At 72.5% G+C, this 25547-nt stretch carries 24 protein-coding genes, 2 pseudogenes and 2 riboswitches; of the genes and pseudogenes, 19 read left to right on the top strand and 7 right to left on the bottom strand.

The genetic code is table 11. The features are described 5' to 3' along the window. The first annotated feature begins 110 nt into the window (after window positions 1–110). From ACVMLK_RS12415 to ACVMLK_RS12380, 8 genes are all read left to right on the top strand, one after another. Complete coding sequence (locus ACVMLK_RS12415) at window positions 111–1274, top strand: Re/Si-specific NAD(P)(+) transhydrogenase subunit alpha (protein WP_198366255.1); 1164 nt, start codon at window positions 111–113, stop codon at window positions 1272–1274. A 17-nt stretch (window positions 1275–1291) separates the two neighbouring features. Further along, entirely contained in the window at window positions 1292–1702 is a 411-nt protein-coding gene (locus ACVMLK_RS12410) for a proton-translocating transhydrogenase family protein (protein WP_198366256.1), read from the top strand. A gap of 4 nt (window positions 1703–1706) precedes the next feature. Continuing rightward, the gene (locus tag ACVMLK_RS12405) at window positions 1707–3116 is read left to right on the top strand and encodes an NAD(P)(+) transhydrogenase (Re/Si-specific) subunit beta (protein WP_198366257.1); all 1410 of its coding nucleotides are present in this window, start codon (window positions 1707–1709) and stop codon (window positions 3114–3116) included. Window positions 3117–3189: 73 nt separating this feature from the next. Then, entirely contained in the window at window positions 3190–3534 is a 345-nt protein-coding gene (locus tag ACVMLK_RS12400; RefSeq protein ID WP_457486562.1) for a hypothetical protein, read from the top strand. A gap of 193 nt (window positions 3535–3727) precedes the next feature. Further along, window positions 3728–4630, top strand: coding sequence for a LysR family transcriptional regulator (locus tag ACVMLK_RS12395; protein WP_198366259.1), 903 nt, complete (start codon window positions 3728–3730; stop codon window positions 4628–4630). 113 nt (window positions 4631–4743) lie between these two features. Further along, window positions 4744–5541, top strand: a complete 798-nt coding sequence (locus ACVMLK_RS12390) for a putative hydro-lyase (RefSeq protein WP_457486561.1) — start codon at window positions 4744–4746, stop codon at window positions 5539–5541. 25 nt (window positions 5542–5566) lie between these two features. Further along, window positions 5567–7642, top strand: coding sequence for a hydantoinase/oxoprolinase family protein (locus tag ACVMLK_RS12385; RefSeq protein WP_457486560.1), 2076 nt, complete (start codon window positions 5567–5569; stop codon window positions 7640–7642). After that, window positions 7642–9291 carry a hydantoinase B/oxoprolinase family protein gene (locus ACVMLK_RS12380; RefSeq protein WP_422922800.1) on the top strand — a complete coding sequence of 550 codons (1650 nt, stop codon included), beginning with the start codon at window positions 7642–7644 and terminating at the stop codon, window positions 9289–9291. The genes ACVMLK_RS12385 and ACVMLK_RS12380 overlap by 1 nt, the downstream gene beginning before the upstream one ends. Window positions 9292–9367: 76 nt before the next feature. Here ACVMLK_RS12380 and ACVMLK_RS12375 read toward each other — a convergent pair whose 3' ends face one another. Continuing rightward, entirely contained in the window at window positions 9368–9922 is a 555-nt protein-coding gene (locus ACVMLK_RS12375; RefSeq protein WP_457486559.1) for a hypothetical protein, read from the bottom strand. 96 nt (window positions 9923–10018) lie between these two features. Between ACVMLK_RS12375 and ispH the strand changes: the two genes are divergently transcribed. The 3 genes from ispH (at window position 10019) to rnhA (ending at window position 12477) form a co-directional block, all read left to right on the top strand. Continuing rightward, window positions 10019–10963, top strand: a complete 945-nt coding sequence (gene ispH / locus ACVMLK_RS12370; RefSeq protein WP_232477094.1) for a 4-hydroxy-3-methylbut-2-enyl diphosphate reductase — start codon at window positions 10019–10021, stop codon at window positions 10961–10963. 70 nt (window positions 10964–11033) lie between these two features. Then, entirely contained in the window at window positions 11034–12008 is a 975-nt protein-coding gene (locus ACVMLK_RS12365; protein ID WP_198366265.1) for a homoserine kinase, read from the top strand. Next, window positions 11998–12477 (top strand): ribonuclease HI, encoded by a 480-nt coding sequence (rnhA, locus tag ACVMLK_RS12360; protein ID WP_457486558.1) that lies wholly within the window; start codon window positions 11998–12000, stop codon window positions 12475–12477. Before ACVMLK_RS12365 ends, rnhA begins: the two co-directional genes overlap by 11 nt. Window positions 12478–12553: 76 nt before the next feature. Here rnhA and ACVMLK_RS12355 read toward each other — a convergent pair whose 3' ends face one another. From ACVMLK_RS12355 to ACVMLK_RS12345, 3 genes are all read right to left on the bottom strand, one after another. After that, a complete protein-coding gene (locus ACVMLK_RS12355; RefSeq protein WP_457486557.1) occupies window positions 12554–12778 on the bottom strand; it encodes a hypothetical protein in 225 nt (74 codons plus the stop codon). Window positions 12779–12884: 106 nt separating this feature from the next. After that, on the bottom strand, window positions 12885–14024 hold the full coding sequence (locus tag ACVMLK_RS12350; protein ID WP_457486556.1) for a YncE family protein: 1140 nt from the start codon (window positions 14022–14024) through the stop codon (window positions 12885–12887). A gap of 74 nt (window positions 14025–14098) precedes the next feature. After that, complete coding sequence (locus ACVMLK_RS12345; protein WP_457486563.1) at window positions 14099–14818, bottom strand: transglycosylase SLT domain-containing protein; 720 nt, start codon at window positions 14816–14818, stop codon at window positions 14099–14101. 131 nt (window positions 14819–14949) lie between these two features. Next, a riboswitch (glycine riboswitch) is annotated at window positions 14950–15040 on the top strand. Window positions 15041–15043: 3 nt separating this feature from the next. After that, a riboswitch (glycine riboswitch) is annotated at window positions 15044–15138 on the top strand. Between the two features lie 49 nt (window positions 15139–15187). On the opposite strand from ACVMLK_RS12345, the gene gcvT reads away from it, so the two are divergent. Genes gcvT through gcvP form a run of 3 tightly spaced genes read left to right on the top strand, consistent with a single transcriptional unit; the run spans window position 15188 to window position 19598 of the window. Further along, window positions 15188–16285 carry a glycine cleavage system aminomethyltransferase GcvT gene (gene gcvT, locus ACVMLK_RS12340; protein ID WP_457486555.1) on the top strand — a complete coding sequence of 366 codons (1098 nt, stop codon included), beginning with the start codon at window positions 15188–15190 and terminating at the stop codon, window positions 16283–16285. Between the two features lie 11 nt (window positions 16286–16296). Continuing rightward, window positions 16297–16674 carry a glycine cleavage system protein GcvH gene (gene gcvH, locus ACVMLK_RS12335; protein WP_198366271.1) on the top strand — a complete coding sequence of 126 codons (378 nt, stop codon included), beginning with the start codon at window positions 16297–16299 and terminating at the stop codon, window positions 16672–16674. Between the two features lie 23 nt (window positions 16675–16697). Beyond that, a complete protein-coding gene (gcvP, locus tag ACVMLK_RS12330) occupies window positions 16698–19598 on the top strand; it encodes an aminomethyl-transferring glycine dehydrogenase (protein ID WP_457486554.1) in 2901 nt (966 codons plus the stop codon). Between the two features lie 34 nt (window positions 19599–19632). On the opposite strand, the gene ACVMLK_RS12325 is transcribed toward gcvP, so the two are convergent. Further along, window positions 19633–19815, bottom strand: a complete 183-nt coding sequence (locus ACVMLK_RS12325) for an Lrp/AsnC ligand binding domain-containing protein (protein ID WP_457486553.1) — start codon at window positions 19813–19815, stop codon at window positions 19633–19635. A gap of 352 nt (window positions 19816–20167) precedes the next feature. Between ACVMLK_RS12325 and ACVMLK_RS12320 the strand changes: the two are divergent. After that, window positions 20168–20847, top strand: a pseudogene (locus tag ACVMLK_RS12320) (hypothetical protein). A gap of 225 nt (window positions 20848–21072) precedes the next feature. Continuing rightward, a complete protein-coding gene (locus ACVMLK_RS12315; RefSeq protein WP_198366275.1) occupies window positions 21073–21651 on the top strand; it encodes an NUDIX hydrolase in 579 nt (192 codons plus the stop codon). A 70-nt stretch (window positions 21652–21721) separates the two neighbouring features. Here the strand turns inward: ACVMLK_RS12315 and ACVMLK_RS12310 are convergent, their stop codons facing one another. Both ACVMLK_RS12310 and ACVMLK_RS12305 read right to left on the bottom strand, forming a co-directional pair. Then, complete coding sequence (locus ACVMLK_RS12310; protein WP_457486552.1) at window positions 21722–22093, bottom strand: hypothetical protein; 372 nt, start codon at window positions 22091–22093, stop codon at window positions 21722–21724. A gap of 118 nt (window positions 22094–22211) precedes the next feature. Further along, entirely contained in the window at window positions 22212–23381 is a 1170-nt protein-coding gene (locus ACVMLK_RS12305) for a DNA topoisomerase IB (protein WP_457486551.1), read from the bottom strand. Between ACVMLK_RS12305 and ACVMLK_RS12300 the strand changes: the two genes are divergently transcribed. The 3 genes and pseudogenes from ACVMLK_RS12300 to ACVMLK_RS12290 form a co-directional block, all read left to right on the top strand. Next, a complete protein-coding gene (locus ACVMLK_RS12300; RefSeq protein ID WP_198366277.1) occupies window positions 23380–23838 on the top strand; it encodes a GNAT family N-acetyltransferase in 459 nt (152 codons plus the stop codon). The two genes, ACVMLK_RS12305 and ACVMLK_RS12300, sit on opposite strands and share 2 nt — an antisense overlap. A 144-nt stretch (window positions 23839–23982) precedes the next feature. Next, the gene (locus tag ACVMLK_RS12295; RefSeq protein WP_457486550.1) at window positions 23983–24333 is read left to right on the top strand and encodes an Mpo1-like protein; all 351 of its coding nucleotides are present in this window, start codon (window positions 23983–23985) and stop codon (window positions 24331–24333) included. A 950-nt stretch (window positions 24334–25283) separates the two neighbouring features. Further along, window positions 25284–25547, top strand: a pseudogene (locus ACVMLK_RS12290) (alpha/beta hydrolase family protein); the annotation flags it as partial.

Genomic DNA, 25547 nt, shown 5'->3' with positions numbered 1-25547 from the left:
CTCCGCGCGTACCGGGCTGGAGACCTCCGGCGCGGCGCGGCCCGGCGCCTTGCGGCGCCGCGGCCGCCCCGGCATGGTTCCCCTCCAAGAACAGTCTCGGAGGGTCCCGGATGCGCCTCGCGGTGCTCAAGGAACGGCGTGGCGGCGAGAGCCGTGTCGCCGCCACGCCGGAAACGGTGAAGAAGTTCAAGGCGCTCGGGTTGGAGGTCGTGGTGGAGAGCGGCGCCGGCCTGGCCGCCGGCCTGACCGACGGCGCCTATCGCGAGGCGGGTGCCGAGGTCGCGCCCGATGCCGCCGCGGCGCTGTCCGGCGCCGGAATCGTGCTCAAGGTGCGGGCGCCGCTCGGCACCGGCGAGGGGGAGGTGGACGAGCTCTCCCTGATCCCGCGCGGCGCGCTGCTGATCGGCGTGCTGGAGGCGCTGGGCGATCCGCAGCGGGCGCGGACCTATGCCGAGCTCGGGCTGGATGCCTGCTCGATGGAGCTGCTGCCGCGCATCACGCGCGCGCAGAGCATGGACGTGCTCTCCTCCCAGGCCAATCTCGCCGGGTACCGCGCCGTGATCGAGGCCGCGGTCGCCTTCGACAAGGGTTTCCCCATGCTGATGACGGCGGCGGGCACCATCCCGGCGGCCAATGTCTTCATCATGGGCGCGGGCGTCGCCGGGCTGCAGGCCATCGCGACGGCGCGGCGGCTGGGCGGTCGCGTCTCGGCCACCGATGTCCGCCCGGCGGCGAAGGAGGAGATCCGTTCGCTCGGCGCCAGCTTCGTGGGCTATGAGGACGAGGAGAGCCAGGCCGCGCAGACGGCGGGCGGCTATGCCAAGCAGCTCTCCGCCGAGTTCTACCGCAAGCAGGCCGAGGTGGTGGCCGGGCATATCGCCAAGCAGGACGTGGTGGTGACCACGGCGCTGGTGCAGGGCCGCCGCGCGCCGACGCTGGTCACCGCCGAGATGGTGGCGAGCATGAAGCCCGGCAGCGTCATCGCCGACATCGCCGCCGATGCGGGCGGCAACTGCGCCCTGACCCGGCCGGGCGAGAGCATCGTGACGGAGAACGGGGTGCGGATCCTGGGCCACCGCAACTGGCCGGGCCGCATCGCCGGCGCCGCCAGCGCGCTCTATGCCCGCAACCTGCTGACCTTCCTGACCACCTTCTGGGACAAGGAGGCGGCGGCGCCGAAGCTGCCGCAGGAGGACGAGATCGTCCGCGGCGTGACGCTGACGCGCGGCGGGGCGGTGGTGCATCCGCAGCTCGCCCCGGCCCAGGCTGCCTGAGGAAACGGACCCGACCGATGAACCCCACCGAACTCGCCATCCAGGCGCAGGCCACCGCCGAGCGTGCCCTGGCGCTGGCCGCGCAGGCCCGCGCCGCCGCCGAGGCCGGGCTGGTCCAGGCCGCGCCGGTCGCCGCCGCCGCCGAGCCCTTCCTGATGCTGCTGACGATCTTCCTGCTGGCCTGCTTCGTCGGCTACTACGTCGTCTGGAACGTGACGCCGGCGCTGCACTCGCCGCTGATGGGCGTCACCAACGCCATCTCCTCGGTCATCATCGTCGGCGCCATCCTGGCCACCGGCCTGGGTGACAGCTGGATCGCCAAGGTCTTCGGCTTCCTGGCGGCGACGCTGGCGGCGGTGAACATCTTCGGCGGCTTCCTGGTGACACGGCGCATGCTCGCCATGTTCGCCGGCAAGAAGAAGGGCTGAGCCGATGGCGCAGACCCTCTCGACCCTGGCCTACCTGGTCGCCTCCGTCCTGTTCATCCTGGCGCTGCGCGGCCTGTCGCATCCGACGACGAGCCGGCGGGGCAATCTCTTCGGCATGGTCGGCATGGCGATCGCCATCCTCGCCACGCTGCTGCGGCCGGGGATGGAGTTCTCCGGCATCGTCATCGTGCTGGTCGGCCTCGTCATCGGCGGCGGCATCGGCACGGTGCTGGCGCGGCGGATCGACATGACGGCGCTGCCGCAGCTCGTCGCGGCTTTCCACTCGCTGGTGGGCCTGGCCGCCGTCTTCGTCGCGGCCGCCGCCTTCTACAATCCCGAGAGCTTCGGCATCGGCCACCCCGGCCACATCCATGGCGGCTCGCTCGTCGAGATGTCGCTCGGTGCCGCGATCGGCGCCATCACCTTCTCGGGTTCCGTCATCGCCTTCGCCAAGCTGCAGGCGCTGATGTCGGGCGCGCCGATCACCTTCCGCTTCCAGCACTGGCTCAATCTCGGCCTCGGCATCCTGCTGGTGGTGCTGGTCGTGGCCTTCGTCGCCACCGGCAGCGGCGTGCTGTTCTGGCTGATCGTGCTGCTGGCGCTGGCGCTCGGCTTCCTGCTGATCATCCCGATCGGCGGCGCCGACATGCCGGTCGTGGTCTCGATGCTGAACTCCTACTCCGGCTGGGCGGCGGCGGGCATCGGCTTCACGCTGCAGAACCTCCTGCTGGTGGTCACCGGCGCGCTGGTCGGCGCCTCGGGCGCCATCCTGTCCTACATCATGTGCAAGGGGATGAACCGCAGCATCGTCAACGTGCTGCTGGGCGGCTTTGGTTCCGAGGCTGGCGGCGCGGCGGCGGGCGGCGGCGCCGCGCAGCCGGCGCGGCCGGTGAAGTCCGGCAGCCCGGAGGACGCCGCCTACATCATGCGGAACGCGCAGAAGATCATCATCGTGCCGGGCTACGGCATGGCGGTGGCGCAGGCGCAGCAGGTGCTGCGCGAGATGGCGGACCTCCTGAAGAAGGAGGGCGCCACGGTGGAATACGCCATCCACCCCGTCGCCGGCCGCATGCCGGGCCACATGAACGTGCTGCTGGCCGAGGCCAATGTCCCCTATGACGAGGTGAAGGAGCTGGAGGAGATCAATCCCGAATTCGCCGAGGCCGACGTGGCCTATGTCATCGGCGCCAACGACGTGACCAATCCGGCGGCCAAGACCGACAAGGCCTCGCCGATCTACGGCATGCCGATCCTCGATGTGGAGCGGGCCAAGACGGTGTTCTTCGTCAAGCGCGGCATGTCCTCGGGCTATGCCGGCGTCGAGAACGAACTGTTCTTCCGCGACAACACCATGATGCTGTTCGGGGACGCGAAGAAGGTGACGCAGCAGATCGTGCAGGCGTTGCAGCACTAGGGCCGGGGATGGGCCGGGGCGAATGCCTCCGGCCCATCCCGGCCACCGATGCGGGGACAGCAGGGAGGGCATGATGCGCCTGACGCCACGGGATGCGGCCAACGGCATCGCCTGGCTCGGCATCCTCCTGCTGATCGGCCTGGCGGCTGTCCTGGTCTCGATCCTGGGTTTCCCCGGCGTTCTTCTCCTTGGACTGCTGACGACCCTGATCTGCGTGCGCGCCGAGCTCGCCGAAGCGGTGCCGACCTGGAGCCGCGCCATGTTCGAATCCCGCATGCGCGGCGCCCCGCCCAGGGGGGAGGCCGCGCTCCGGGAGGAACGAAGGCTTCATCGCGCGTCCCTGAGGTATTATCGGGGGTGCGGCCTGGTCCTGATCGCGGCGGGGCTGGCCGGGACCCTCTGGCAGATCTGGCGCTAGCCGCCCTGGCGGCCCCGACCGGCCGCCCGCCGCCACGTCCGGCGGGGGACGAGCACCCCGCCGCGGTGCGGCACCTTCCCCTGAACCTGCCGTCGCCGGAGCGGGGATCGCCTCCGGCCCCGATCGGGCGCGGCGCGCGGCGGCCCATCCCCGCTGGACAGGCGCGCCCCCGCCGCCGAGACTTCGCCGCCTCATGCGCGACCTGCGGACTCTCGAAACCTTCGTCTGGGTGGCGCGGCTCGGTGGCTTCCGGGCCGCCTCGGCGCGGCTGAACACCACCCAGCCCGCCATCTCCGCCCGCATCGACCAGCTGGAGCGGGATCTCGGCGTGACGCTGTTCCATCGCGGGCAGCGGCCAATCGGGCTGACGCCGGAGGGGGCGGTGCTGCTCGACCATGCCGAGCAGATGCTGGAGAAGCGGGCCGAGATGCTGCGCGCCGTGGCCAGCCCCGCGACCATGCGCGGCACGCTGCGCATGGGCCTGTCGGAGACGCTGGTGCACACCCTGCTGCCGCGCCTGGTGGAGCGGATCGGCGCGGCCTATCCGGCCATCGTGCTCGACATGGTGGTGGACATCACGCCGACGCTGCGCGCCGGGCTGCTGGCGGGGCAGATCGACATCGCCATGATGGCCGGCACGGTGGAGCCGGGGCAGGGGGTGAGCGAGCCGCTCTGCGACTATCCGCTCTGCTGGGTGGCGAGTCCGCGCCTCGGCCTGCCGGAGGGGCCGCTGCGCCTGGCCGAGCTGACGCGCTGGCCGATCCTGAGCTTCTCGCACGGCACCAATGTCTCGGCCGACCTGCGCCGCGCCTTCGCCGCCGCTCCGGCGCCCGGGCTGCGCCTCTGGGGCAGTGCCTCGATCACCGCCATGGCGCGGCTGGCCGAGCAGGGGATCGGCGTCTCGGTCATGCAGGAGGTGCTGGTGCGGCGGGAGCTCGCGGCGGGAACGCTGCGGCCGCTCACGGTCGCGGATGTCACCCTGCCGAGGGTCGGGTTCCACGTGGCCTATCTTCGGCGGCCCGACAGCCACCTCGCCGCCGCCGCGGCGCGGCTGGCGCATGAGGTGGCGGGGGAGCCGCTGCCCGACGAGGGGTGAAGGCCGGCTCCGATAAGAATTCCGGATCAGTCCGATCCAAAATGACAATTCGACAAGGCGCCATGGCTGGAGTGCGATGCGGCGATCATCCGGCGATATGGAGGGCTTCCGGCATGGACCACACCCCACCGCTGCGCGAGACCGGCTATGACCTGCGCCAGCGCATCCGGCGCGGCGCCTGGACCCGCACCACGGAGGGCCTGGCCCCCGGCTATGTCCAGGCCAACCTGGCCATCCTGCCGCGGGCCCTGGCGCCCGACTTCCAGCGCTTCTGCGCGCTGAACCCCAAGCCCTGCCCGCTGCTGGCGAGCTCCGAGCCGGGCGACCCCGCGCTGCCGGGCCTCGGCCGCGACATCGACATCCGCACCGACGTGCCGCGCTACCGGGTCTGGCGCGACGGCGAGCTGGTCGAGGAGGTGGAGGACATCTCCGCCCTGTGGCGCGACGATCTGGTGACCTTCGCCATCGGCTGCTCGCATTCCTTCGAGGAACCGATGCTGGCCGACGGGCTGCGCCTGCGCCACATCGAGCGCGGCCATCCCGTCCCGGTCTACTACTCCTCGATCCCGTGCGTGCCCTCGGGGGTCTTCCACGGGCCGATGGCGGTCTCGATGCGGCCCTTCCGGCCGGCTGACGCGATTCGCGCCATCCAGATCACCTCGCGGTTCCCGGCTGTGCACGGCGCGCCGGTGCATCTGGGCCATCCGGAGCAGATCGGCATCCAGGACCTGGCGAAGGTCGATGACGGCCATCCGACCGAGGTGATGCCGGACGAGATTCCGCTGTTCTGGGGCTGCGGCGTGACGCCGCAGACGGTGGTGCGGGCCTCGCGGCCCGAGTTTTGCGTCACGCATGCACCCGGCCATATGCTGGTGACCGACCTGCTGAACTCCCGCCTTTCCGTCTTCTGAGACCGACAAGGAGCACGACACGCTGATGCCTTCCGCACGTCTCGCCGCCGATATCGGCGGCACCTTCACCGACCTGGCGCTGGAGCGCGGGGCGGAGCGCTGGACCGCCAAGGTGCTGACCACGCCGGCGGCGCCGGAGCGGGGGGTGCTGGAAGGCATCCGCGTGGTGCTGGAGAAGGCGGGGATGACGCCTGCCGATGTCGAGATCTTCATCCATGGCACGACGCTCGCCACCAATGCGGTGATCGAGCGCAAGGGCGCCCGGACGGCCCTGCTGACCACCGAGGGCTTCCGCGACGTCCTCGCGCTCGGCAACGAGTCCCGCTACGACCAGTATGACCTCAACATCCAGCTCCCCCGTCCGCTGGTGCCGCGCCGCTGGCGCGTCGCCGTGCCGGAGCGGCTGGACAATGAGGGCCGCGTCCTGCTGGCGCTGGACGAGGCGGCGCTGCGCGAGCGGATCGCCTTCCTGAAGTCCGAGGGGGTGGAGAGCCTGGCCATCGGCTTCCTGCATGCCTTCGTCAATCCGGCGCATGAGCGGCGCGCCGCCGAGATCCTGGCCGAGGCATGGCCGGAGGTGCCGGTCTCGCTCTCCTCCGAGGTCTCGCCCGAGATGCGGGAGTGGGAGCGTTTCTCCACCACCGTCGCCAATGCCTATGTGCAGCCGCTGATGGCCAGCTACCTGCACCGGCTGCGCGACGGGGTGAAGGAGGCGGGCTTCGCCTGCCCGCTCTTCCTGATGCTCTCCGGCGGCGGGCTGACCACGCTCGACACCGCCGCGCGCTTCCCGATCCGGCTGGTGGAATCCGGCCCGGCGGGCGGCGCCATCTTCTCGGCCCATGTCGCGCGGCAGCGGGGCCTCGACAAGGTGCTCTCCTTCGACATGGGCGGCACCACCGCCAAGGTCTGCCTGATCGACGACTTCGCGCCGCAGGCCAGCCGCACCTTCGAGGTGGCCCGCGTCGGCCGCTTCAAGAAGGGCTCCGGTCTGCCGCTGCGCATCCCGGTGATCGAGATGGTGGAGATCGGCGCGGGTGGCGGCTCGATCGCGCAGCTCGACGCGCTGGGCCGCATCCAGGTCGGCCCCGAGAGCGCCGGCGCCGATCCCGGCCCGGCCTGCTACGGCCGCGGGGGCACCAGGCCGGCGGTGACCGACGCCAATCTGGCGCTCGGCCGCTACGAGCCGGCGCTCTTCGCCGGCGGGCAGTTCCCGCTGCGGACGGAGCCGGCGAAGGCGGCGCTCGCGGCGCATATCGGCGAGGCGCTCGGCCTCTCGCCGGAGATGGCGGCGCTCGGCGTGGTCGAGATGGTCGACGAGAACATGGCCAATGCCGCGCGCGTCCATGCCATCGAGAGCGGCAAGGGCTATGAGGGCCGTGCCGTGATCGCCTTCGGCGGCGGCGGGCCGGTGCATGGCTACCGCGTGGCCGAGAAGATCGGCGTGTCGCGGATGCTGGTGCCCTCCGGCGCCGGCGTCGGCAGCGCCATCGGTTTCCTGCGCGCGCCGGTGGGCTACGAGGTGGTCAAGAGCCTCTATCAGCGCTTCCGCAGCTTCGACACCGTGGCGGTGAACGCGCTGCTCGCCGCCATGTCGGCCGAGGCGCGCGGCGTGGTGGAGCGGGGCAGCTTCGGCGCGGCGCTGGAGGAGAGTCGCATCGCCTATATGCGCTATGTCGGGCAGGGGCACGAGATCGCCGTCCGCCTGCCGGCGCGGGACCTGGAGGGCGCCGATATCGCCGCCATCCGCGCGGCTTATGACACGGAGTACGCCCGCTTCTACGACCGCCCGGTGCCGGGCAGCGATGTCGAGATCCTCTCCTTCGCCGTGACGGTGCAGACCGTGCTGCCGGGGGTGGCGCCCGCCGCCGAGGCCGCGCCGGCCGCGGCGCCGGCCCCGGTCCGGACCCAGGCCGTGCGCGACACCAGCAGCGGCGCCGTGGCCGAATGGCCGGTCTATGACCGCGAACAGGTCTCGCCCGGCGCCCTGCTCTCCGGCCCCTGCATCGTCGCGGAGGCGGAGACCAGCACCCTGGTCGGCCCCGGCTGGACCTGCCGGATGGATTCCCTCGGTTACCTCGAGCTGACGAAGGAGGCCGCGTGATGGACGCCCTCGAGACCATCCAGCGCCAGATCCAGTGGAACCGCCTTATCGCGGTGGTCGAGGAACAGGCGCAGACCATGATCCGCACCGCCTTCTCGACCACGGTGCGCGAGGCGGGCGATCTCTCGGCCGGCATCTTCGACCTCCAGGGGCGCATGCTGGCCCAGGCCGTCACCGGCACGCCGGGCCACGTCAATTCGATGATGGAATCCGTCGGCCACTTCCTCGCCAAGTTCCCGGCGGAGACGATGAAGCCGGGGGACCACTACATCACCAACGACCCCTGGCTCGGCACCGGTCACCTGCATGACCTGACCGTGGTCTCGCCCGCCTTCCGGGACGGGAAGATCGTCGGCCTCTTCGCCAACACCGCGCATGTCATCGATGTCGGCGGCCTCGGCATGGGGCCGGAGGGGCGCAGCGTCTTCGAGGAGGGGATGTACATCCCCATCGTCAAGTGCTTCGACCAGGGCGTCGCCAACGAGACCTTCTTCGACTTCATCCGCGCCGGCAGCCGCACCCCGGTCGAGCTGGAGGGCGATGTCTATTCGCTCTGCGCCTGCAACGACGCCGGCATCAAGCGGCTGGTCGAGATGCTGGACGAGTTCGGCATGGACAGCATCGACCCGCTGGCCGGCTACATCTTCGACAGCTCGCTGAAGGCGACGCTGGCCGAGATCGCGAAGCTGCCCGGCGGCACCTACCGCGCCGAGATCGCCTCCGACGGCTATGAGGCGCCGGTGACGCTGAAGGCGGCGATGACCATCCATGGCGATCGCATCGTGGTGGACTATGCCGGCACCTCGGGCCTCTCGGGGCGCGGCATCAACGTGCCGCCGGCCTATACGCGCGCCTATGCCTGCTTCGGCATCAAATGCGTCGTCGCGCCCGAGATCCCGAACAACTGGGCGAGCCTCGCCCCGTTCCAGATGCAGATCCCCGAAGGGTGCATCCTGAACGCGCCGCGGCCCTTCCCGGTCTCGGTCCGGCATGTGGTGGGCCAGCTCCTGCCGGACCTGATGATGGGCTGCCTGCACCAGGCGGTGCCCGATCGGGTGGTGGCGGAGGGCTCCTCCTGCCTGTGGAACCCGCCGCTGCGCGGCGGCGCCCAGGTCTCGGGCGGCGAGGCCGAGCTGCCGGACTTCGAGATCATCACCTTCAACTCCGGCGGCACCGGCGCGCGGCGCGGCTTCGACGGGCTGGACGGCACCGCCTTCCCCTCCGGCGTGCGCACCATGCCGGTGGAGGCGACCGAGAACGTGGCGCCGGTGATCTTCTGGAAGAAGGAGCTGCGGCCGGATTCCGCCGGCCCGGGCCGCACCCGCGGCGGCTTCGGGCAGGTGATGGAGATCGGCACCAAGGGCGAGGCCGAATTCGCCGTGAATGCCATCTTCGACCGCGTGGCCAACCCGCCGAAGGGCCGCGAGGGCGGCGGCGAGGGCGCGCCGGGCTGGGTCGGGCTGGCGGATGGCACGGTGCTGCGCACCAAGGGCTACCAGGTCATTCCGAAAGGGCGGCGCCTGCTGCTGAAGCTGCCTGGTGGCGGCGGCATGGGCAGCGCGCTGGAGCGCGATCGCGCCCTCGTCGCCGCCGATGTCGCGGACGGGCTGGTCAGCGAGGAGGCGGCGAAGCGCGACTACGGCGCCTGAGGCCGGCAGGGGCGGTGCGCGGCGGGGCCCCGGGCCCCGTCTCGAGACGATCGTCCCGGAGGAGTAGCGCGGCGCCTCAGCGCGGCCCGCGCTCGCGGTTGAACGCCAGCTCCTCCGGCGTCAGCACGAAGCCGAGCCAGATGGTCTTGCCCGCCGCCTCCTGCGGATTGCCGGGCAGGCGGATCAGCAGCTCCTCGCCCTCGCTCCGCACCCGCGCGACATTGGGCGGGAACTCCACCTGCAGCACATAGGCCGCGCGGTCACGGATGCTTTCACCCTCGGCCACGGCCACCATATAGGGGATCTGGGCGGTGCGGCCCTGGGCCGCCGGCCCGCGCTCGGCGGTGAAGGCCGGCGTCAGGGTGACGTCCAGCCCGGCATGCTTCGGGGCGTAGTCGCATTTCGCCTGGAAACCCGCGAGGGAGGCATTCAGCGTCATGGCCGTCAGATCGCGCCCGCCGCCCGGGCGGAACCGCGTCAGGTCCGCCGCGTCGGCCAGCACGGCCACATGCGGGCAGGGGGCGGTGGCCTCCGCCAGCAGTGGCGCCGGGCTGCCGCCGCACCCTGCCAGCAGCAACAGCGCGCCTCCCGCCGCCGCCACGCCACCCCGGAGCTTCCATGCCTTGACCATGCCGCCTGTCTTCCCCTTAGTGCCGTTGAATCGCCGCCCGGCTTTCCGGCCGACCCTCGCCGCATGAATGACCACGCCCCCATCGAACAGGCTCGCATGACCGTCAAGCCCGCCCTCCACGTCCTGCTCGCCGGCCCGCGCGGCTTCTGCGCCGGCGTGGACCGCGCCATCCGGATCGTCGAGGAATCGATCCGCCGCTTCGGCGCGCCGGTCTATGTGCGCCACGAGATCGTGCACAACAAGTTCGTGGTGGAGAACCTGGAGGCCCAGGGCGCCATTTTCGTCGAGGAGCTGGACGAGGTCCCGGAGGACGCGCCCGTGGTGTTCAGCGCCCATGGCGTGCCCAAGGCGGTGCCGGCCGAGGCGCGGCGGCGGCAGATGATCTACCTGGACGCGACCTGCCCGCTGGTCAGCAAGGTGCACCGCGCCGCCGAGCACCAGGCGGCGGCCGGGCGTCATATCCTGCTGATCGGCCATGAGGGCCATCCGGAGGTGGTCGGCACCATGGGCCAGCTGCCGGAGGGCGCCTTCACCCTGATCGAATCGGTGGAGGATGCCGAGGCCAAGCCGGTGCCCGACCTGCCGCTGACCTACACCACCCAGACCACGCTCTCGGTCGAGGATACGGAGGGGATCGTGGCGGCGCTGCGCCGGCGCTTCCCCGACATGGCCGAGCCGACCAAGGACAGCATCTGCTACGCCACCACCAACCGCCAGGCGGCGGTCAAGGCGATCGCCGCCCGGTCCGAGCTGATGGTGGTGGTGGGCGCGCCCAATTCCTCCAACAGCGTCCGGCTGCGCGAGGTGGCGGAGCGGGCCGGCTGCCCGCGCGCCATCATGGTGCAGCGGGGCGCCGAGCTGGACCCCGGACTGGCCCGCGGCCTCTCCACCATCGGCATCAGCGCCGGCGCCAGCGCGCCGGAGGTGCTGGTGGAGGAGGTGCTGGACCGGCTGCGCGAGCACTTCGCCGTGACCACCGAGGAGGTGGTGGTGGCCGAGGAGACCATCACCTTCAAGCTGCCGCCCGCCCTGGTCAAATAGCCGCTTCCTGCGTACTGACACCTGCGGCGCGGTGCGGACCCCGCGCCGGGGCAACCAGCATGGGGCGCGGATGGCGGTCTATACCGAGGTCACGGACGAGGCGCTGCGCGCCTTCCTGGCCGATTATGCACTGGGCGAGCTGCTCGCCTTCCGCGGCATCGCGGAGGGTGTGGAGAACAGCAACTACGCGGTGAAGACCAGCCATGGCGACTTCATCCTGACGCTCTACGAGAAGCGCGTCGACGCGGCCGAGCTGCCCTGGTTCCTCGGGCTGATGCGCCATCTGGCCTCGCGCGGGGTGTCCTGCCCGCTGCCGGTGGCGGCGCGGGACGGGGTCGCGCTGCGCGACCTGGCCGGGCGGCCGGCGGCGATCTGCACCTTCCTCCCCGGCACCTGGCCGCGCCGGGTGCGGCAGCAGCACTGCGCGCCGCTGGGCGCCGCCCTGGCGCTGCTGCACGCGGCGGGGGAGGGCTTCCGCGCCGAGCGCCCGAACGGCCTCGGCCCCCGCGCCTGGGCACCGCTGCTCGACCGCTGCCGCGAGGCCGGTGACACGGTGCAGGCCGGCCTGATCGCCGAGCTCGACGGGCATCTGGCCGGCATCCAGCGCGACTGGCCGCACGACCTGCCGCGCGGCCACATCCACGCCGATCTCTTTCCCGACAACGTCTTCTTCCTGGAGGAGGAGCGCGGCACGCCGCGCGTCTCCGGCCTGATCGACTTCTACTTCGCCTGCACCGACTTCCTGGCCTATGACCTGGCGATCTGCCTCAATGCCTGGTGCTTCGAGCCGGACCTGTCCTTCAACGTGACCAAGGCGCGGGCGCTGCTCGGCGCCTACCGGGCGCTGCGGCCGCTGGGTGCGGCCGAGCTGGAGGCGCTGCCGGTGCTCTGCCGCGGCGCCGCCATCCGCTTCCTGCTGACCCGGCTCTACGACTGGACGCACACGCCGCCCGGCGCGCTGGTGACGCGCAAGGACCCGCTGGAATATCTGCGCCGCCTGCGCTTCCACGCCGAGGCCCGGGATGCCGCCGCCTATGGCCTCTGACGTCTTCGCGGAAGCCCCTTCCGAGGCCGCCGGCCGCATGGTCGAGATCTGGACCGACGGCGGCTGCAAGCCCAACCCCGGCCCCGGTGGCTGGGCCGCCATCCTGCGCTATGGCGAGGCCGAGAAGGAACTCTCCGGCCACGATCCCGCGACCACCAACAACCGCATGGAACTCACCGCCGCCATCATGGCGCTGGAGAGCCTGAAGCGGCCCTGCACCGTGCTGCTGCACACCGACAGCGAATACGTCCGCAACGGCATCAGCCGCTGGATCAACGGCTGGGTGCGCAACAACTGGCGCAACGCCGCCCGCGACCCGGTGGCGAACATGGAGCTGTGGCAGCGCCTGCTGGCGGCGGCGAAGCCGCACCGGGTGGAATGGCGCTGGGTGCGTGGCCATGCGGGGGATGTGATGAACGAACGCGCCGACCGGCTGGCCACGGCGGCGCGGCAGAGCGGTGGGGCCTGAGCGGAACCGCCGCCGTCCGGGGCCGGTGTCGGAGCATCTGCTCCCGATCCGGTCATTCGCCTGATCGGGATCTCCGCTAGCTCCGCTTGCCGCGCTTGCGGGATGGGGCCTTGCCCTTGGGGCCGCCGGCCGCGCCGCCGGTCCAGAAGGCGGTCATCGCCTGCGCGGCGGTCCGCGCCGCCTGGGACCGCTGTCGCCCGGCCTGGCCGGCCATGACGCCGCGCGCCGCGCCGGTCCAGGCATTGGCGCCACTCAGCATCAGGCTGAGCAGCAGGTTCTTCTTCATCCAGGGATTCGGCACGGGACCTCCTGTCGCGGCGCCCGGGACCCGGCCCGACGCCGCCGGACGGGAAGCGCCCGGGCGCGGGCAGGGTTGCGCCGCGCCGGCCACTTCCCCGTCGCCCGGCTCAGAGTGCGATGCGCGCCACGCTCTCCAGGTCCAGCGAGCCGCGCTTCGGCGCCGCCTTCACGGTGGCGAAGAGCGCCTTGCCCTGCTCGTCCAGCGCCAGGCTGTTGGGGTGCACCGGCAGCGGGACGCTGGCGCGCCGCTCGAGGCTGTCCAGCGCTAGCACGGTCACCACCCCGCCGGCGCGGCTGCTGACATAGAGCTGGTTGCGCCCGGCATCCGCCAGAAGCGCCACCGGCCCCTCGGGCACCGGCCCCTCGGCCAGCAGCTTGCCGGTCTCCGGGTCCAGCGCCACCACCCGGTTGCCCGGATTGCGCGAGGCGAAGCCCGGCACGTTCTTCTCCTGCATCTTGCGGATGCCCTCGAGGCCCTGGTCGACCGCCAACAGCCGCTGACGCGGCGCGTCCCAGGCGAGGTTCAGCGGCTGCTCGGCGCCGCCGGCGGCGAACTGCTTCACCACCGCCAGGCTCTCGGTATTCACGGTGACGAGCTGGCCTGCCAGGGTGGAGACGAAGACGCGGTCGCCCGAGGGATGGAGGGCGATGCCGCTGGCGCCGGGCCCGATGCCGGAGACGGTCCTGGTCAGGCGCAGCGCCCTGGTGTCCACGACGTAGAGCACGCCGTCCTTGAGCGACAGGCCGGCGAGGTAGAGGCGGCCGCGGGCCGGGTCGAGCGCCAGGCGGCGCAGGCCGTAGGGGGCCTCCTCCTTGCCGTCCTCGCCGCGCACCTTCGGCGCCAGGGTCAGCGTGCCGACCACGCTGTTCGCCGCGACGTCGATGGCGCTGACCGCGCCGTCGATCGCGTGGCTGACATAGAGCCGGCCGGCCGCATCGTCGAGGATCACGCCGAAGCCCTTCAGCGGCAGCGGGATCTCGGCCTGCACCGCCAGCGTCTGCGGGTCGAGGCGGAAGACGCGGCTCGGCGGGGCGCCCTCGCTGAAGCCGCCGGCCGAGGCGACGAAGAGGGCACGCTGGCGCGGGCTGTAGGCCAGCTCGTAGAGGTGCGGGGCCAGCTCCTGCCGGGTGGCCAGGCGCTGCGCCAGGGCCGGGCGCGCACCCAGCAGCGGGGCCAGCAGGCCGGCCGCGCCCAGCCCGAGGGCGTGGCGGCGGGTCAGCGGGAACGGGTGGGAAGGCTGCGGCATGATGGGTCCTCCGGCGCCGGATGGCGCGGTGTGCCTATACGATAATGATAATCATTTTCAAGCGGGAGCCGGCCTTACCCGCCCCGGCGGCAGACCAGCCTGGGCTGGCGCAGCGGCTGGTTCGGCGCCAGCCGCTTCGGCAGCGCCAGGGCCGGGCGCAGGCCGGGCGCGCAAAGCCCCTGGCCCAGCCGCGCCGGCAGCGGCACCTGCCCGCCGCGGCCCCAACCGGCGCCGAGCCGCGCCATGGCGACCCGGCGGCTATAGGCCAGGCCGCGCTCCGCCTCGCCCGAATGGTAGCGCGCGATGGCCCGGCCCCAGTCGCCATGCGCGGCATAGAGGCTGCGCAGGAAGCGGATGGCGTAGCGGACATTGGCACGCGGCTCGAAACCCTCCTCCAGGCTGGCGAAGGCCTGGGGGTGGTGCATCAGGTTCACCTGCATGCAGCCGATGTCGATCGAGCGGGTGCCCCCGGCCAGCCGCGCGGCGACGGCGGCGATGGCGCTGTTCTTGCTCGGCGCGGTGAAGCCCTCACCGGCGGCGTTCCAGGTCCAGGGCCAGGAGGCCGGGCGGCCGGAAGGGTCGGTGCCGCCGCTTTCCACCAGGGCGATGGCGCCGAGCAGGCCGGGCGGCAGGCCGGAGCCCGGCTCCTCCGCCGCGATCGCCTGGCGGCAAAGCTGCCAGTCCGCGGCGGCGCGCTGCGCCCGGGCCGGGCCGGCGCTGAAAGCGAGGCAGAGCAACGGGGCCAGCAGGAGCGGCAGGAGGCGCATGGCCAGCAGATGCCTTGCGGCGCGCACCCGGGTCAAGGGTGGCGGGGGGGGGGAGGTGTGGCGGGGGTCGGGCGTGACCGGAGGGCGGCGCGGGCCGCCGCGCCGCGCGATCCCCGCTTGCGCAGCGCTCCGCGCTCGGGCATGAGGGCCTGACCCGCTGATCCCACGCGGGAGAGAGTGGCGCATGCCATCGCCGAAGGCGCAACCGGCCCCCGGAAACGCTCAGGCACAAAGGGCCGCGTGGGGAAGGGGCCTCTGGAAAGCCCGGCGCCTGGCGACAGGCAATGGCACCGACGGAGTAAGGCGCGCAACGCCCGCGCTGAATCTCTCAGGTCATCGGACAGAGGGGGGCCACAACCCTGACCCGCCACGCGCGAGCGCGGCGCTGGAGGTTCCGTGGCCGAGACCCTGCTTGAAACGCCCCTGGCGTCCCTTCACCGTGAGCTCGGCGCCCGGATGGTGCCCTTCGCCGGCTATGCCATGCCGGTGCAGTACCCGGCGGGCATCCTGGCCGAGCATCTGGCGACGCGGCGCGGCGCCACGCTGTTCGATGTCTCGCATATGGGCCAGGCGGAGCTCCGGGGCGAGGGCGCGGCGGAGGCGCTGGAGCGGCTGACGCCCGCCGATGTACGGATCCTGAAGCCGGGGCGGCAGAAGTACGGCCTGCTGACCACCGAGGCCGGCGGCATCCTCGACGATTTCATGGTCGCCAATCTCGGGGACCGGCTGTTCCTGGTGCTCAACGCCAGCCGCAAGGATGTGGACTGCGCCGCCATCGAGGCCGCGCTGCCCGCCGGCGTCACGCTGAACCGCCTGCCGGACCGTGCCCTGCTGGCCTTCCAGGGGCCGGCGGCGGTGCCCGCCCTGGCGGCGCTGGCGCCGGATGTGGCGGCGTTGCCCTTCATGGGCGTGGCCGCCACCCGCATCGGCGACATCCCCGTCCTGGTCAGCCGCAGCGGCTATACCGGCGAGGACGGCGTCGAGATCAGCGTCGCCGCCGACCGGGCCGAGATCCTGGCCCGCGCCCTGCTGGCCCTGCCGGGAGCCGCCCCGGCCGGGCTGGGCGCGCGGGATTCGCTGCGGCTGGAGGCCGGGCTCTGCCTCTATGGCAATGACATCGACGAGACGACCAGCCCGGTCGAGGCCGGCCTGACCTGGACCATCGGCAAGCGCCGCCGCACGGAGTGGAACTTCCCCGGCGCCGCGCGCGTTCGCGAGGAACTGGAGAACGGTCCGGCGCGGCTGCGCGTCGGCATCCTGCCCGAGGGCCGCCAGCCGGCCCGCGCCCACACCGCCATCGCGCTGGGCGGCGAGACGGTGGGCGAGGTGACGAGCGGCACCTTCGGCCCCTCGCTGAACGGCCCCTGCGCCATGGGCTATGTGGCGCGTGGCCATGCCGCCGACGGCACGGCGCTCGAACTGATGGTGCGCGGCAGGGCGATTCCCGCCCGGGTCGCCGCCACCCCCTTCATCCCTCACCGTTACGCCCGATAAGGACCGCCACCATGGCCGAGCTGAAATTCTCCCGCGACCACGAATGGGTCCGGCTGGACGGCAATATCGCCACCATCGGCATCACCGACCACGCGCAGACCGCGCTGGGCGATGTGGTCTTCGTCGACCTGCCCGAGGCCGGGCGGCAGGTGGCGGCGGGCGACGCCGTCGCCGTGGTGGAGAGCGTGAAGGCGGCGTCCGACGTCTATGCCCCGGTCGGCGGCACCATCACCGAGAGCAACGCCGCGCTGGCCGACGACCCGGCCATGGTGAACAGCGCCGCGCAGTCGGAGGGCTGGTTCTTCAGGATGGAGGTGGCCGACCCCTCCGAGCTGGATGCGCTGATGGATGCCGAGGCCTACCAGGCCTTCGTCGACAGCGAAGCCTGAGCGGACGCGGAAGGGGAGCGGGCATGAGCAGCGCCATTGACGAGCTGAACCGGCTCGAGGACCACGCGGCCTTCGGCAGCCGCCATATCGGGCCCTCCGCGGCCGAGGTGGCGGAGATGCTGAAGCTGGTGGGCGCCGAGAGTCTCGAGGCGCTGGCCGAGCGGACCGTGCCCGCCGCCATCCGCGGCCAGGATTTTTCCCAGTTGCCTGCTCCGGTGTCGGAAGCGGAGGTCATCGCCGAGCTGCGTGGCCTGTCGGAGCTGAACACGCCGCTGCGCTCGCTGATCGGCATGGGCTATCACGGGACGCATGTGCCGCCTGTGATCCTGCGCAACGTGCTGGAGAACCCCGGCTGGTACACGGCCTACACGCCCTATCAGGCGGAGATCGCCCAGGGGCGGCTGGAGGCGCTGGTCAACTTCCAGACCATGGTCTGCGATCTCACCGGCCTGCCGGTCGCCAATGCCTCGCTGCTGGACGAGGCGACGGCGGCGGCCGAGGCGATGGCGCTGGCGCTCGCCGCCACGCGCGGCCGCTCGCACACCCTGCTGGTCGCCGATGACGTGCACCCGCAGACGCTGGCGGTGATCCGCACCCGCGCCGAGCCGCTGGGGCTCACGGTCGAGGTCGTGCCGGTGAGCGGGATCGCCGCCGCCTGCGGGGCGCGGAAGCCCTTCGCCCTGGTGCTGCAATATCCCGGCACGACCGGCGCGGTGCGCGACATCGCGCCCGAGATCGCCGCCGCGCAGCAGGCGGGTGGGCTCGCCATCGTCGCGGCCGATCCGCTGTCGCTCACGCTGCTGACGCCGCCAGGCGAGATGGGCGCCGATGTCGTCATCGGCTCCAGCCAGCGCTTCGGCGTGCCGATGGGCTATGGCGGGCCGCATGCCGCCTATATGGCGGTGAAGGATGCCTACAAGCGGCTGATGCCCGGGCGCCTTGTCGGCGTCTCGGTCGATGCCGCGGGGCGGCCAGCCATGCGCCTCGCCCTGCAGACGCGCGAGCAGCATATCCGCCGCGAGAAGGCGACCTCGAACATCTGCACCGCGCAGGTGCTGCTGGCGGTGATGGCCGGGATGTACGCCGTGTGGCACGGGCGCGAGGGGCTGACGCGCATCGCGCGGCGCGTGGCCCTGCAGGCGCGGCTGCTGGCCGATGCGGCGCGGCGCGCGGGCTTCACGCTCCGCCACGACGCCTTCTTCGACACCGTCGCCATCGAGGCCGGTGACCGCGCCGATGCGCTGATGGCGGGCGCCCTGGCCGACGGCTTCAACCTGCGCCGCATCGACGCCACGGGCGTCGGCATCGCGCTGGACGAGACGGTGACGCGGCGCGAGCTGGAGACACTGGTGGCGCTGCTCGGCGCCGTGGGCGGGGCGAAGCCGGCGCTGGCGGAGCTCGAGGGGCAGGGCGGCATCCCGGATGCGCTGGCACGCCACTCGGCCTTCCTGACGGCCGCCGTGTTCAACACGCACCATTCGGAGCACGCCATGCTCCGCTACCTCAAGTCGCTCGAGGACAAGGACGTCGCGCTGAACCGCAGCATGATCCCGCTGGGGTCCTGCACGATGAAGCTGAACGCGACGGCGGAGATGATCCCGGTCACCTTTCCGGGCTTCGGCAGCATCCACCCCTTCGCGCCGGTCGATCAGGCGGCGGGCTATATCGCGCTGGTGCGGCGGCTGGAGAGCTGGCTCGCCACCATCACCGGCTTCGCGGGCGTCTCGCTGCAGCCCAATGCCGGCAGCCAGGGCGAGTATGCCGGGCTGCTCGCCATCCGCGCTTGGCACCGGGCCAATGGCCAGGGCGAGCGCGACATCTGCCTGATCCCCTCCTCGGCGCATGGCACCAACCCGGCCTCGGCGGTGATGGCGGGGATGCGCGTCGTCGTCGTCGGCTGCGACAAGGACGGCAATGTCGATCTGGCCGATCTGGAGGCCAGGATCGCGCAGCATGCCGGGAAGCTCGCGGCGCTGATGATCACCTATCCCTCGACGCATGGCGTGTTCGAGGAGGAGATCATCCGCATCTGCGACGCGGTGCACGCGGCGGGCGGGCAGGTCTACATGGACGGCGCCAACATGAACGCGCAGGTGGGCCTCACCGCCCCCGGCCGCATCGGCGCCGATGTCTGTCACCTCAACCTGCACAAGACCTTCTGCATCCCGCATGGCGGCGGGGGGCCTGGCGTCGGGCCGATCGGCGTGGCGAAGCACCTGCTGCCGCACCTGCCGAACCACCCGCTGCTGAAGGAGGCCGGGCCGGCGACGGGCTATGGGCCGGTCTCGGCGGCGCCCTTCGGCAGCGCCTCGATCCTGCCGATCAGCTACGCCTATATCCGCATGATGGGGGCCGAGGCGCTGACGCGCGCGACGCAGGTCGCCATCCTCAACGCCAACTACATCGCCAGGCGGCTCGAGGGGCACTTCCCCGTGCTCTACAAGGGCGCGCGCGGCATGGTGGCGCACGAGTGCATCCTGGACTGCCGCGGCTTCCAGCAGGGCGGCGGCGTGCTGGTCGAGGACATCGCCAAGCGCCTGCAGGATTACGGCTTCCACGCGCCGACCATGTCCTGGCCGGTCAGCGGAACGCTGATGGTGGAGCCGACCGAGAGCGAGCCCAAGGCCGAGCTGGACCGGTTCTGCGACGCCATGATCGCCATCCGTGCCGAGATCCGCGCGGTGGAGCAGGGCCGCATGGACAAGCTCGACAACCCGCTGAAGAACGCGCCGCACACCGCCACCGAGATCGCCGCCGCCGACTGGGCGCATCCCTACAGCCGCGAGCAGGCGGCCTATCCGCTGCCCTTCGTGGCGGCGAACAAGTACTGGCCGCCGGTCAAGCGGGTGGACAACGTGTATGGCGACCGCAACCTGGTCTGCACCTGCGCGCCGCTGGAGGACTACGCCCAGGCGGCCGAGTGAGCCGCGGCCCCGTCCGGCCGGGGGGCGCGTTCCCTCAGCCGGGCGGCAGGGGGAGGCGGCTCCGGTCCTTCAGCCGGTCGAGCACGATCGAGGAGCGCAGCCGGGCGACGCTCTCATGCGCCAGCAGCTCCTCGTTCACCAGCCGCGACAGGCCAGCGAGATCGGGCACGATGGCCTTCAGCAGGTAGTCGGTGTCGCCGGTCAGCGCATAGGCCATCCTGGATGGCGTCGACGCGGGCCAGGAGATCGCGGAAGCGGCGCGCATTGTCGCCGCTGTGCGCCTTGAGCGTGACCTGGATGAAGGCCTGGACGTGCAGGCCAAGGGCCGCGGCGTCGAGTCCGGCGCGGTAGCCGCGGATCAGCCCGGCGGCCTCGAGCGCCGCGCGCCGGCGCGAGCATTGCGAGGCGGAAAGGCCGATGCGCTCGCCAAGCTGCTGGTTGGTCAGCCGCGCATCGGCCTGCAGCGCCGCCAGCAGGCGCAGGTCGAGCCGGTCGAGCTCGAAGCTTTCGTGCAGGGGCCGCTCCTTCCCCGCGTCTTTCCCGCATCCTGGACCGGATCGGCCGCCGCTATGCAGGCCCCTTGCGCGGGCGGAGGGCTAGCCTTGCGAATGAGAAACGCCGCAAGGAGGCCTCCGATGGGACCGTTCCCGCATGACGCGCCGGGCGCCGCCATCAGCGCGCGGAACCCGATGGGGACGGATGGCTTCGCCTTCGTCGAATACGCCTCGCCCGAGCCGGAGCGGCTGCATGCGCTGTTCCGGCCGATGGGCTTCACCGCCGTGGCGCGGCATCGCGGCAAGGCCGTCACGCTCTACCGACAGGGCGACATCGACGACCTGCTGAACGAGGAGCCGGGCAGCCAGGCGATGCGCTTCGCCGCCGCGCACGGCCCCTCGTGCCGTCTATGGCCTTTCGCGTGGTCGATGCGGAGCAGGCATGGCGCCGCGCCCTCGCGCTCGGCGCCGAGCCGGCCGAGGCCGTGCCGGGCACGCCGGTGATGGCCGCGCCGGCGATCAAGGGCATCGGCGGCAGCCTGCTCTACTTCATCGACCGCAAGACGCGGCTGCTGCTGCGGATCTTCTCCGCCAACGTGATCGGCCCGGTCTTCTTCGAGTTCATCGAGCGCAAGGGCGATGACGGCTTCGGCGAGGGCAGTTTCCGCGCCCTGTTCGAGAGCATCGAGGAGGACCAGCTGCGCCGCGGCGTGCTGTCGCGCGCCCGCGCCCCGGCGGACGAGGCGGCGGGCTAGCCATCCCCGTCCACCTCCCCCGGGGGGGCCACCTCCAGCCGCTGCAACGGCCTTCCGTTCCCGACCACGGGATAGGCGGCATTCCGCCGTTCCCCCCTCCCCGGCGGCATCCTGACCGGGGAGTATTCCCTCCCGGCGCGGCGCCGCTTGCGCCCGGCATGGCAGCTGGGCCATGGGAGGGAATGCTCCGGCGGTTGCGCGGGGGAAGGGCCTGGAGCCGGCGCGATGGACGACGACGCGATTCCCGACTGGACGGTGCTCGGCAGCCGCAGCGTGCTGCGCGACCGCTGGATCGACATCACCGCCGACCGCTGCCGCGACGCGCGCGGCAATATCCTCGAGGACTTCTACACCTTCGCCTATCCGGACTGGGTGAATGTCGTCGCCATCACTCCGCGCGACGAGCTGGTGCTGGTGCGGCAGTACCGGCACGGCTGGCGGGGACGGGTGCTGGAGCTGCCGGCCGGCGCCATGGATGCGGGGGAGGACGACCCGGCCGTGGCCGGCGCGCGGGAGCTGCGCGAGGAGACCGGCTATGCCGCGCCCGGCTGCCGGCTGGTCTCGACCCTCAGCCCCAACACGGTGACGCACCGCAACCGCTGCCACGCCGTGCTGGCGCTCGGCGCCGAGTTGCGGCACCCGACGGCGCATGAGGCGGGCGAGGACATCACCGTCGAGCTCTGGCCGCTGCCCGAGGTGCTGGCGCGGCTGGGGGAGGGGCTGCTGCCGCAGGTGATGCATGTCTCGGCGCTGCTGCTGGCGCTCTCGGCGGCCGGGCGGCTCGATCTGCGGCTGCGGCCCTGAGGCGCGGTGCCGGTCCCGCCGCGCGGCGGGCCATGCGGCCGCCGCGCGGTTCGTGCCAGGCCGCCTGGCATCAGCGCCGCGGCCCCTGGCCATCCGGCGGCAGGTCCACACCGGCAAGGGCGCCGCGCCGCGGCTGGGGGGCGGAGTAGAGGATCTGCAGGCCTTCCCCCTCGCTCACGGTCTGCGCCAGCATGGGAGGCTGCTCGGCGGCGGCGTCCCGGTAGGTGATGGCGCCGTTCTCGCCGCCCGTCACCGAGAGCACGGCGCCGCCGCCCACCATGTTGAGGCGGTGGTCCTGCCCGTAGAGGACGGTGAAGTTCTCGCCCTCGCTGAGCACGGAAAGTCCCGCCTGCTGGGCGATGGCCGGACCGCAGGCGGCGATCCCGGCGGCGATCCCCGCGGAGATCAGGCAGCGGGCGCGTGCGGTGATGAGGATTGTCATGACACGTCCTGGGTCTTGTCGCGCAGAGGAGGATCTCTGCGGGGCGGAACTTCGCAGGATGGGAAATGTAAGAATGTGTCTGGACGCACAAAGCGGAGTCGCCCCCGCCCGCCGACCCTCAGCCCGCCGCCCGCCGCAGCCGTCCGTGCAGGAAGGCGAGCACCGCCGCCTCCTCCGGCCGCAGCGCGGGGAGCGTCCCGCTCAGCTCCGCCTCCACCTGGCGCTTCACCTGCAGCAGCAGCGCGCCGGACATGTAGCCCTCCAGCACCTCGGGATGGACATAGCAGGTGCGGCAGATGGTCGGCGTGTTGCCGAGCCGGGCCGCCGCGCGCTCGATCGCCTGCCGGACGTTGCGCCGGGCGGCGGCCTCGGTGTCGGCGCGCTCGAACTCGCTCAGCGCCATGGCGGCGAGCACCGTGCCGGCCCAGGTGCGGAAGTCCTTGGCGGTGATGTCGTGGCCGGAGATCGCGCGCAGATAGGCGTTCACGTCGGCGGAATCGATGCCCCGCCGTTCGCCCTCCCCGTCGATGTACTGGAACAGCGCCTGCCCCGGCAGCTCCTGGCACGCCCGCACGACCTTCGCCACGCGGCGGTCGCGCAGCGCCAGCTTCCACTCCTTTCCGCTCTTGCCACGAAAGGTGAAGCGCAGCTCGGTGCCCCGGACCGCGACATGGCGGTTGCGCAGCGTGGTCAGCCCATAGCTGCCGTTGCTCTCGGCATAGTCCTCGTTGCCGACGCGGATCAGCGTGGTGTCGAGCAGATGGACGACACTGGCCAGCACCTTCTCCCGCCCCAGGCCGGGCCGCGCCATGTCCTCCGCCACGCGGGCGCGGAGCCGCGGCAGGATGCGCGCGAATTCCAGTACATGCCCGTACTTCGTCTCGTCCCGCGCGGCGCGCCAGTCGGGGTGGTAGCGGTACTGCTTGCGCCCCTTGGCGTCGCGGCCGGTGGCCTGGATATGGCCGTTCGCCTGCGGGCAGAGCCAGACCTCGCGCCAGGCCGGCGGCACGGCGAGGGCGCGCAGCCGCGCCAGCACCGCCTTGTCGCGCACCGTGGCGCCGCGCGCATCGCGATAGCTCCAGCCCGTGCCGCTGCGCCGGCGGGTGATGCCCGGCGTCGCGTCGGAGACATAGCGCAGGCCGATGGCGCGCGCCTCGGCGGCCTCCGGCGGAGGTGTCGCGCGGGGCGGCGCCGGGGCCGCCTCGACCGGAACGCTGGCCTGTTGCAGCATGATGGCGAAACGCGCGGCCGCCGCTTCTGGTTCCGCGCCGGCAGGAGGAGACATCATGACCGCCACATCGCCGCCACAGATCGTGCCCGTGGCCGAGGCGCACCGCGCCGACTGGGAGCGGCTCTATGCGGGCTACGCCGCCTTCTACCGCGTCACGCAGACAGCCGAGATGCGGGCCCGCGTCTGGAGCTGGATCCAGGACCCGGCGCATGAGGTGAAGGGGCTGGTGGCGCTGGATGCCGGCGGGCGCGGTCTTGGCCTGGCGCATTACCGGCCCTTCGCCCGGCCGCTCTCCGCCAGCACCGGCGGCTTCCTCGACGATCTCTTCGTCGATCCGGCGGCGCGCGGGCAGCGCGTGGCGGATGCGCTGATCGGCGCGGTGGCGGCGATCGGGCGGGAGAAGGGCTGGAGCGTCATCCGCTGGATCACGGCGGAGGACAACTACCGCGGCCGCGCGGTCTATGACCGGGTGGCGCAGCTCACCCCCTGGAAGACCTACGACATCAAGCTGTGATCCGCCGGAAGCTGTGATCCGCCAGCCCGGCGCTTCCCGGTGCCGGGCATTCCACCCCGCCCGGCCCGCGTGGCAGCATGCCCGGAACAGCATGCCCGGAACAGCATGCCCGGAACAGCATGCCCGGAAGGGGGGGAGGCGCGCATGACCTATGCCGAGTTCTGGCCGATCTACCTGCGGGCCCATGCGCGGCCGCAGACGCGGGCGCTGCACTACTGCGGCAGCCTGCTGGCCCTGGCGGCCCTGCTGACCGGGCTGCTCTCGCCGGACTGGCGCTGGCTGATCGCCGCGCCCCTGATCGGCTACGGCTTCGCTTGGGTGGCGCATTTCGGGCTGGAGGGCAACCGGCCGCAGACCTTCGGCCATCCGCTCTGGTCGCTCTGGAGCGACTTCCGCATGCTCGGCCTCTGGCTGGGCGGCCGGCTCGGGCCGCATCTGGCGGCGGCGGGGGGGGGGCGGCCGGCGGGCGCGCCCGGGTCCCGCCCCGGCGCCTGACCTCCGCCGTTCCGGTGGGCGGCCGGGCGCCGCAGCGCGGCGCCAACAGGACGGGCGTGCCCCAGGGGTCGGCCAGCGTCACCGCGCCCCGCGGCGAGGCGGCCGCCAGGAAGGCGGGGTCGCAGCGCAGCTCCACTTCGGCGAGGCCGGTCGAGGGCAGGTCACGCGGCGGGGCGCCTCGGCTGTTCCAGATATTCGCCGCCAGGTGGTGGTGGTAGCCGCCGGCGGCGAAGAAGCTGGCGCCCGGATAGCGGCAGGTGACGTCGAGGCCGAGCCGGCCGGCATAGAAGGCCTCGGCCGGGGCCAGGGCGCCGACCTGCAGGTGGACATGGCCGATGCCGCCCCCCTCCGGCATTCCCTGCCATTCGGCATCGCCGCCGGCGCGGGCCAGCGCCTCCAGGTCGAGCGGCGCGTTGATCATCTCGACCTGCCCCTCCCGCCAGCGCCAGGCCGAGGCCGGACGGTCGGCATAGACCTCGATGCCGTTCCCCTCGGGGTCCGCGAGGTAGAGCGCCTCGCTGACGGCATGGTCGGCGGCGCCGCTCAGCGGCACGCCGGCCCGCCGCCGCCTGCCGCAGCCAGCGGCCGAGATCGGCGCGGCCGGGCAGCAGGAAGGCGGTGTGGAACAGCCCGGCCTCGCGCGGGCTCCGCACCCGCGCGGCGGCGTCGCGGCGCAGCTCCAGCAGTGGCCGGGACCCTGCGCCGAGGCTCAGGCCGGCCTCGTCGCCCGCCAGCCGATGCAGGCCGATGACCCGCTGATAGAAATCGCCCACGCGGACGAGATCGCGCACCGTGAGCACGACACGGCCGATGGCGACGGGACAGGCGGTGGTCATGGCGGTCTCTCTCCCGGAGCGGTGTGCCGCGGCCCAGCGCTTGGCACGTGTGTCGGTGCCGGTCAACGCGGGCAGGGGCCTTCCACGCGCCGCCGCCAGGGCCACATCCGGGGCATGAGGACCCCGCGCCGCGCCCTGCTGGCCCTTCCCGCCGCCCTCCTGCCGGCCCGGAGCCGCCCCGCCGGCGCCCGCCCCGCGCCGCGCGCGCTGAGCTGGACCGACGCCGCCCGTGGCCGCGACCTGCCGCTGCTGCTCCGCCTGCCCGGCGGGACGGGGCCGGCGCCGCTGGTGCTGGTCTCGCCCGGTCTCGGCGGCACGCGGCACGGCCTGGCCTATCTGGGCGAGGCGCTGGCGGAGGCGGGCTTCCTGGTGCTGCAT

It is taken from the genome of Teichococcus aerofrigidensis, assembly GCF_054073225.1.
Note: the sequence above shows the minus strand (reverse complement) of the source record. Positions and strands in the feature narration are given on the sequence as shown.

Excerpts from the sequence above, each read along its gene's own strand:
- ACVMLK_RS12415 (WP_198366255.1), top strand. The coding sequence starts at position 111 with ATGCGCCTCGCGGTGCTCAAGGAACGGCGTGGCGGCGAGAGCCGTGTC.
- ACVMLK_RS12410 (WP_198366256.1), top strand. The coding sequence starts at position 1,292 with ATGAACCCCACCGAACTCGCCATCCAGGCGCAGGCCACCGCCGAGCGT.
- ACVMLK_RS12405 (WP_198366257.1), top strand. The coding sequence starts at position 1,707 with ATGGCGCAGACCCTCTCGACCCTGGCCTACCTGGTCGCCTCCGTCCTG.
- ACVMLK_RS12400 (WP_457486562.1), top strand. The coding sequence starts at position 3,190 with ATGCGCCTGACGCCACGGGATGCGGCCAACGGCATCGCCTGGCTCGGC.
- ACVMLK_RS12395 (WP_198366259.1), top strand. The coding sequence starts at position 3,728 with ATGCGCGACCTGCGGACTCTCGAAACCTTCGTCTGGGTGGCGCGGCTC.
- ACVMLK_RS12390 (WP_457486561.1), top strand. The coding sequence starts at position 4,744 with ATGGACCACACCCCACCGCTGCGCGAGACCGGCTATGACCTGCGCCAG.
- ACVMLK_RS12385 (WP_457486560.1), top strand. The coding sequence starts at position 5,567 with ATGCCTTCCGCACGTCTCGCCGCCGATATCGGCGGCACCTTCACCGAC.
- ACVMLK_RS12380 (WP_422922800.1), top strand. The coding sequence starts at position 7,642 with ATGGACGCCCTCGAGACCATCCAGCGCCAGATCCAGTGGAACCGCCTT.
- ACVMLK_RS12375 (WP_457486559.1), bottom strand. The coding sequence starts at position 9,922 with ATGGTCAAGGCATGGAAGCTCCGGGGTGGCGTGGCGGCGGCGGGAGGC.
- ispH (WP_232477094.1), top strand. The coding sequence starts at position 10,019 with ATGACCGTCAAGCCCGCCCTCCACGTCCTGCTCGCCGGCCCGCGCGGC.
- ACVMLK_RS12365 (WP_198366265.1), top strand. The coding sequence starts at position 11,034 with ATGGCGGTCTATACCGAGGTCACGGACGAGGCGCTGCGCGCCTTCCTG.
- rnhA (WP_457486558.1), top strand. The coding sequence starts at position 11,998 with ATGGCCTCTGACGTCTTCGCGGAAGCCCCTTCCGAGGCCGCCGGCCGC.
- ACVMLK_RS12350 (WP_457486556.1), bottom strand. The coding sequence starts at position 14,024 with ATGCCGCAGCCTTCCCACCCGTTCCCGCTGACCCGCCGCCACGCCCTC.
- gcvH (WP_198366271.1), top strand. The coding sequence starts at position 16,297 with ATGGCCGAGCTGAAATTCTCCCGCGACCACGAATGGGTCCGGCTGGAC.
- gcvP (WP_457486554.1), top strand. The coding sequence starts at position 16,698 with ATGAGCAGCGCCATTGACGAGCTGAACCGGCTCGAGGACCACGCGGCC.
- ACVMLK_RS12325 (WP_457486553.1), bottom strand. The coding sequence starts at position 19,815 with ATGGCCTATGCGCTGACCGGCGACACCGACTACCTGCTGAAGGCCATC.
- ACVMLK_RS12315 (WP_198366275.1), top strand. The coding sequence starts at position 21,073 with ATGGACGACGACGCGATTCCCGACTGGACGGTGCTCGGCAGCCGCAGC.
- ACVMLK_RS12310 (WP_457486552.1), bottom strand. The coding sequence starts at position 22,093 with ATGACAATCCTCATCACCGCACGCGCCCGCTGCCTGATCTCCGCGGGG.
- ACVMLK_RS12300 (WP_198366277.1), top strand. The coding sequence starts at position 23,380 with ATGACCGCCACATCGCCGCCACAGATCGTGCCCGTGGCCGAGGCGCAC.
- ACVMLK_RS12305 (WP_457486551.1), bottom strand. The coding sequence starts at position 23,381 with ATGATGTCTCCTCCTGCCGGCGCGGAACCAGAAGCGGCGGCCGCGCGT.
- ACVMLK_RS12295 (WP_457486550.1), top strand. The coding sequence starts at position 23,983 with ATGACCTATGCCGAGTTCTGGCCGATCTACCTGCGGGCCCATGCGCGG.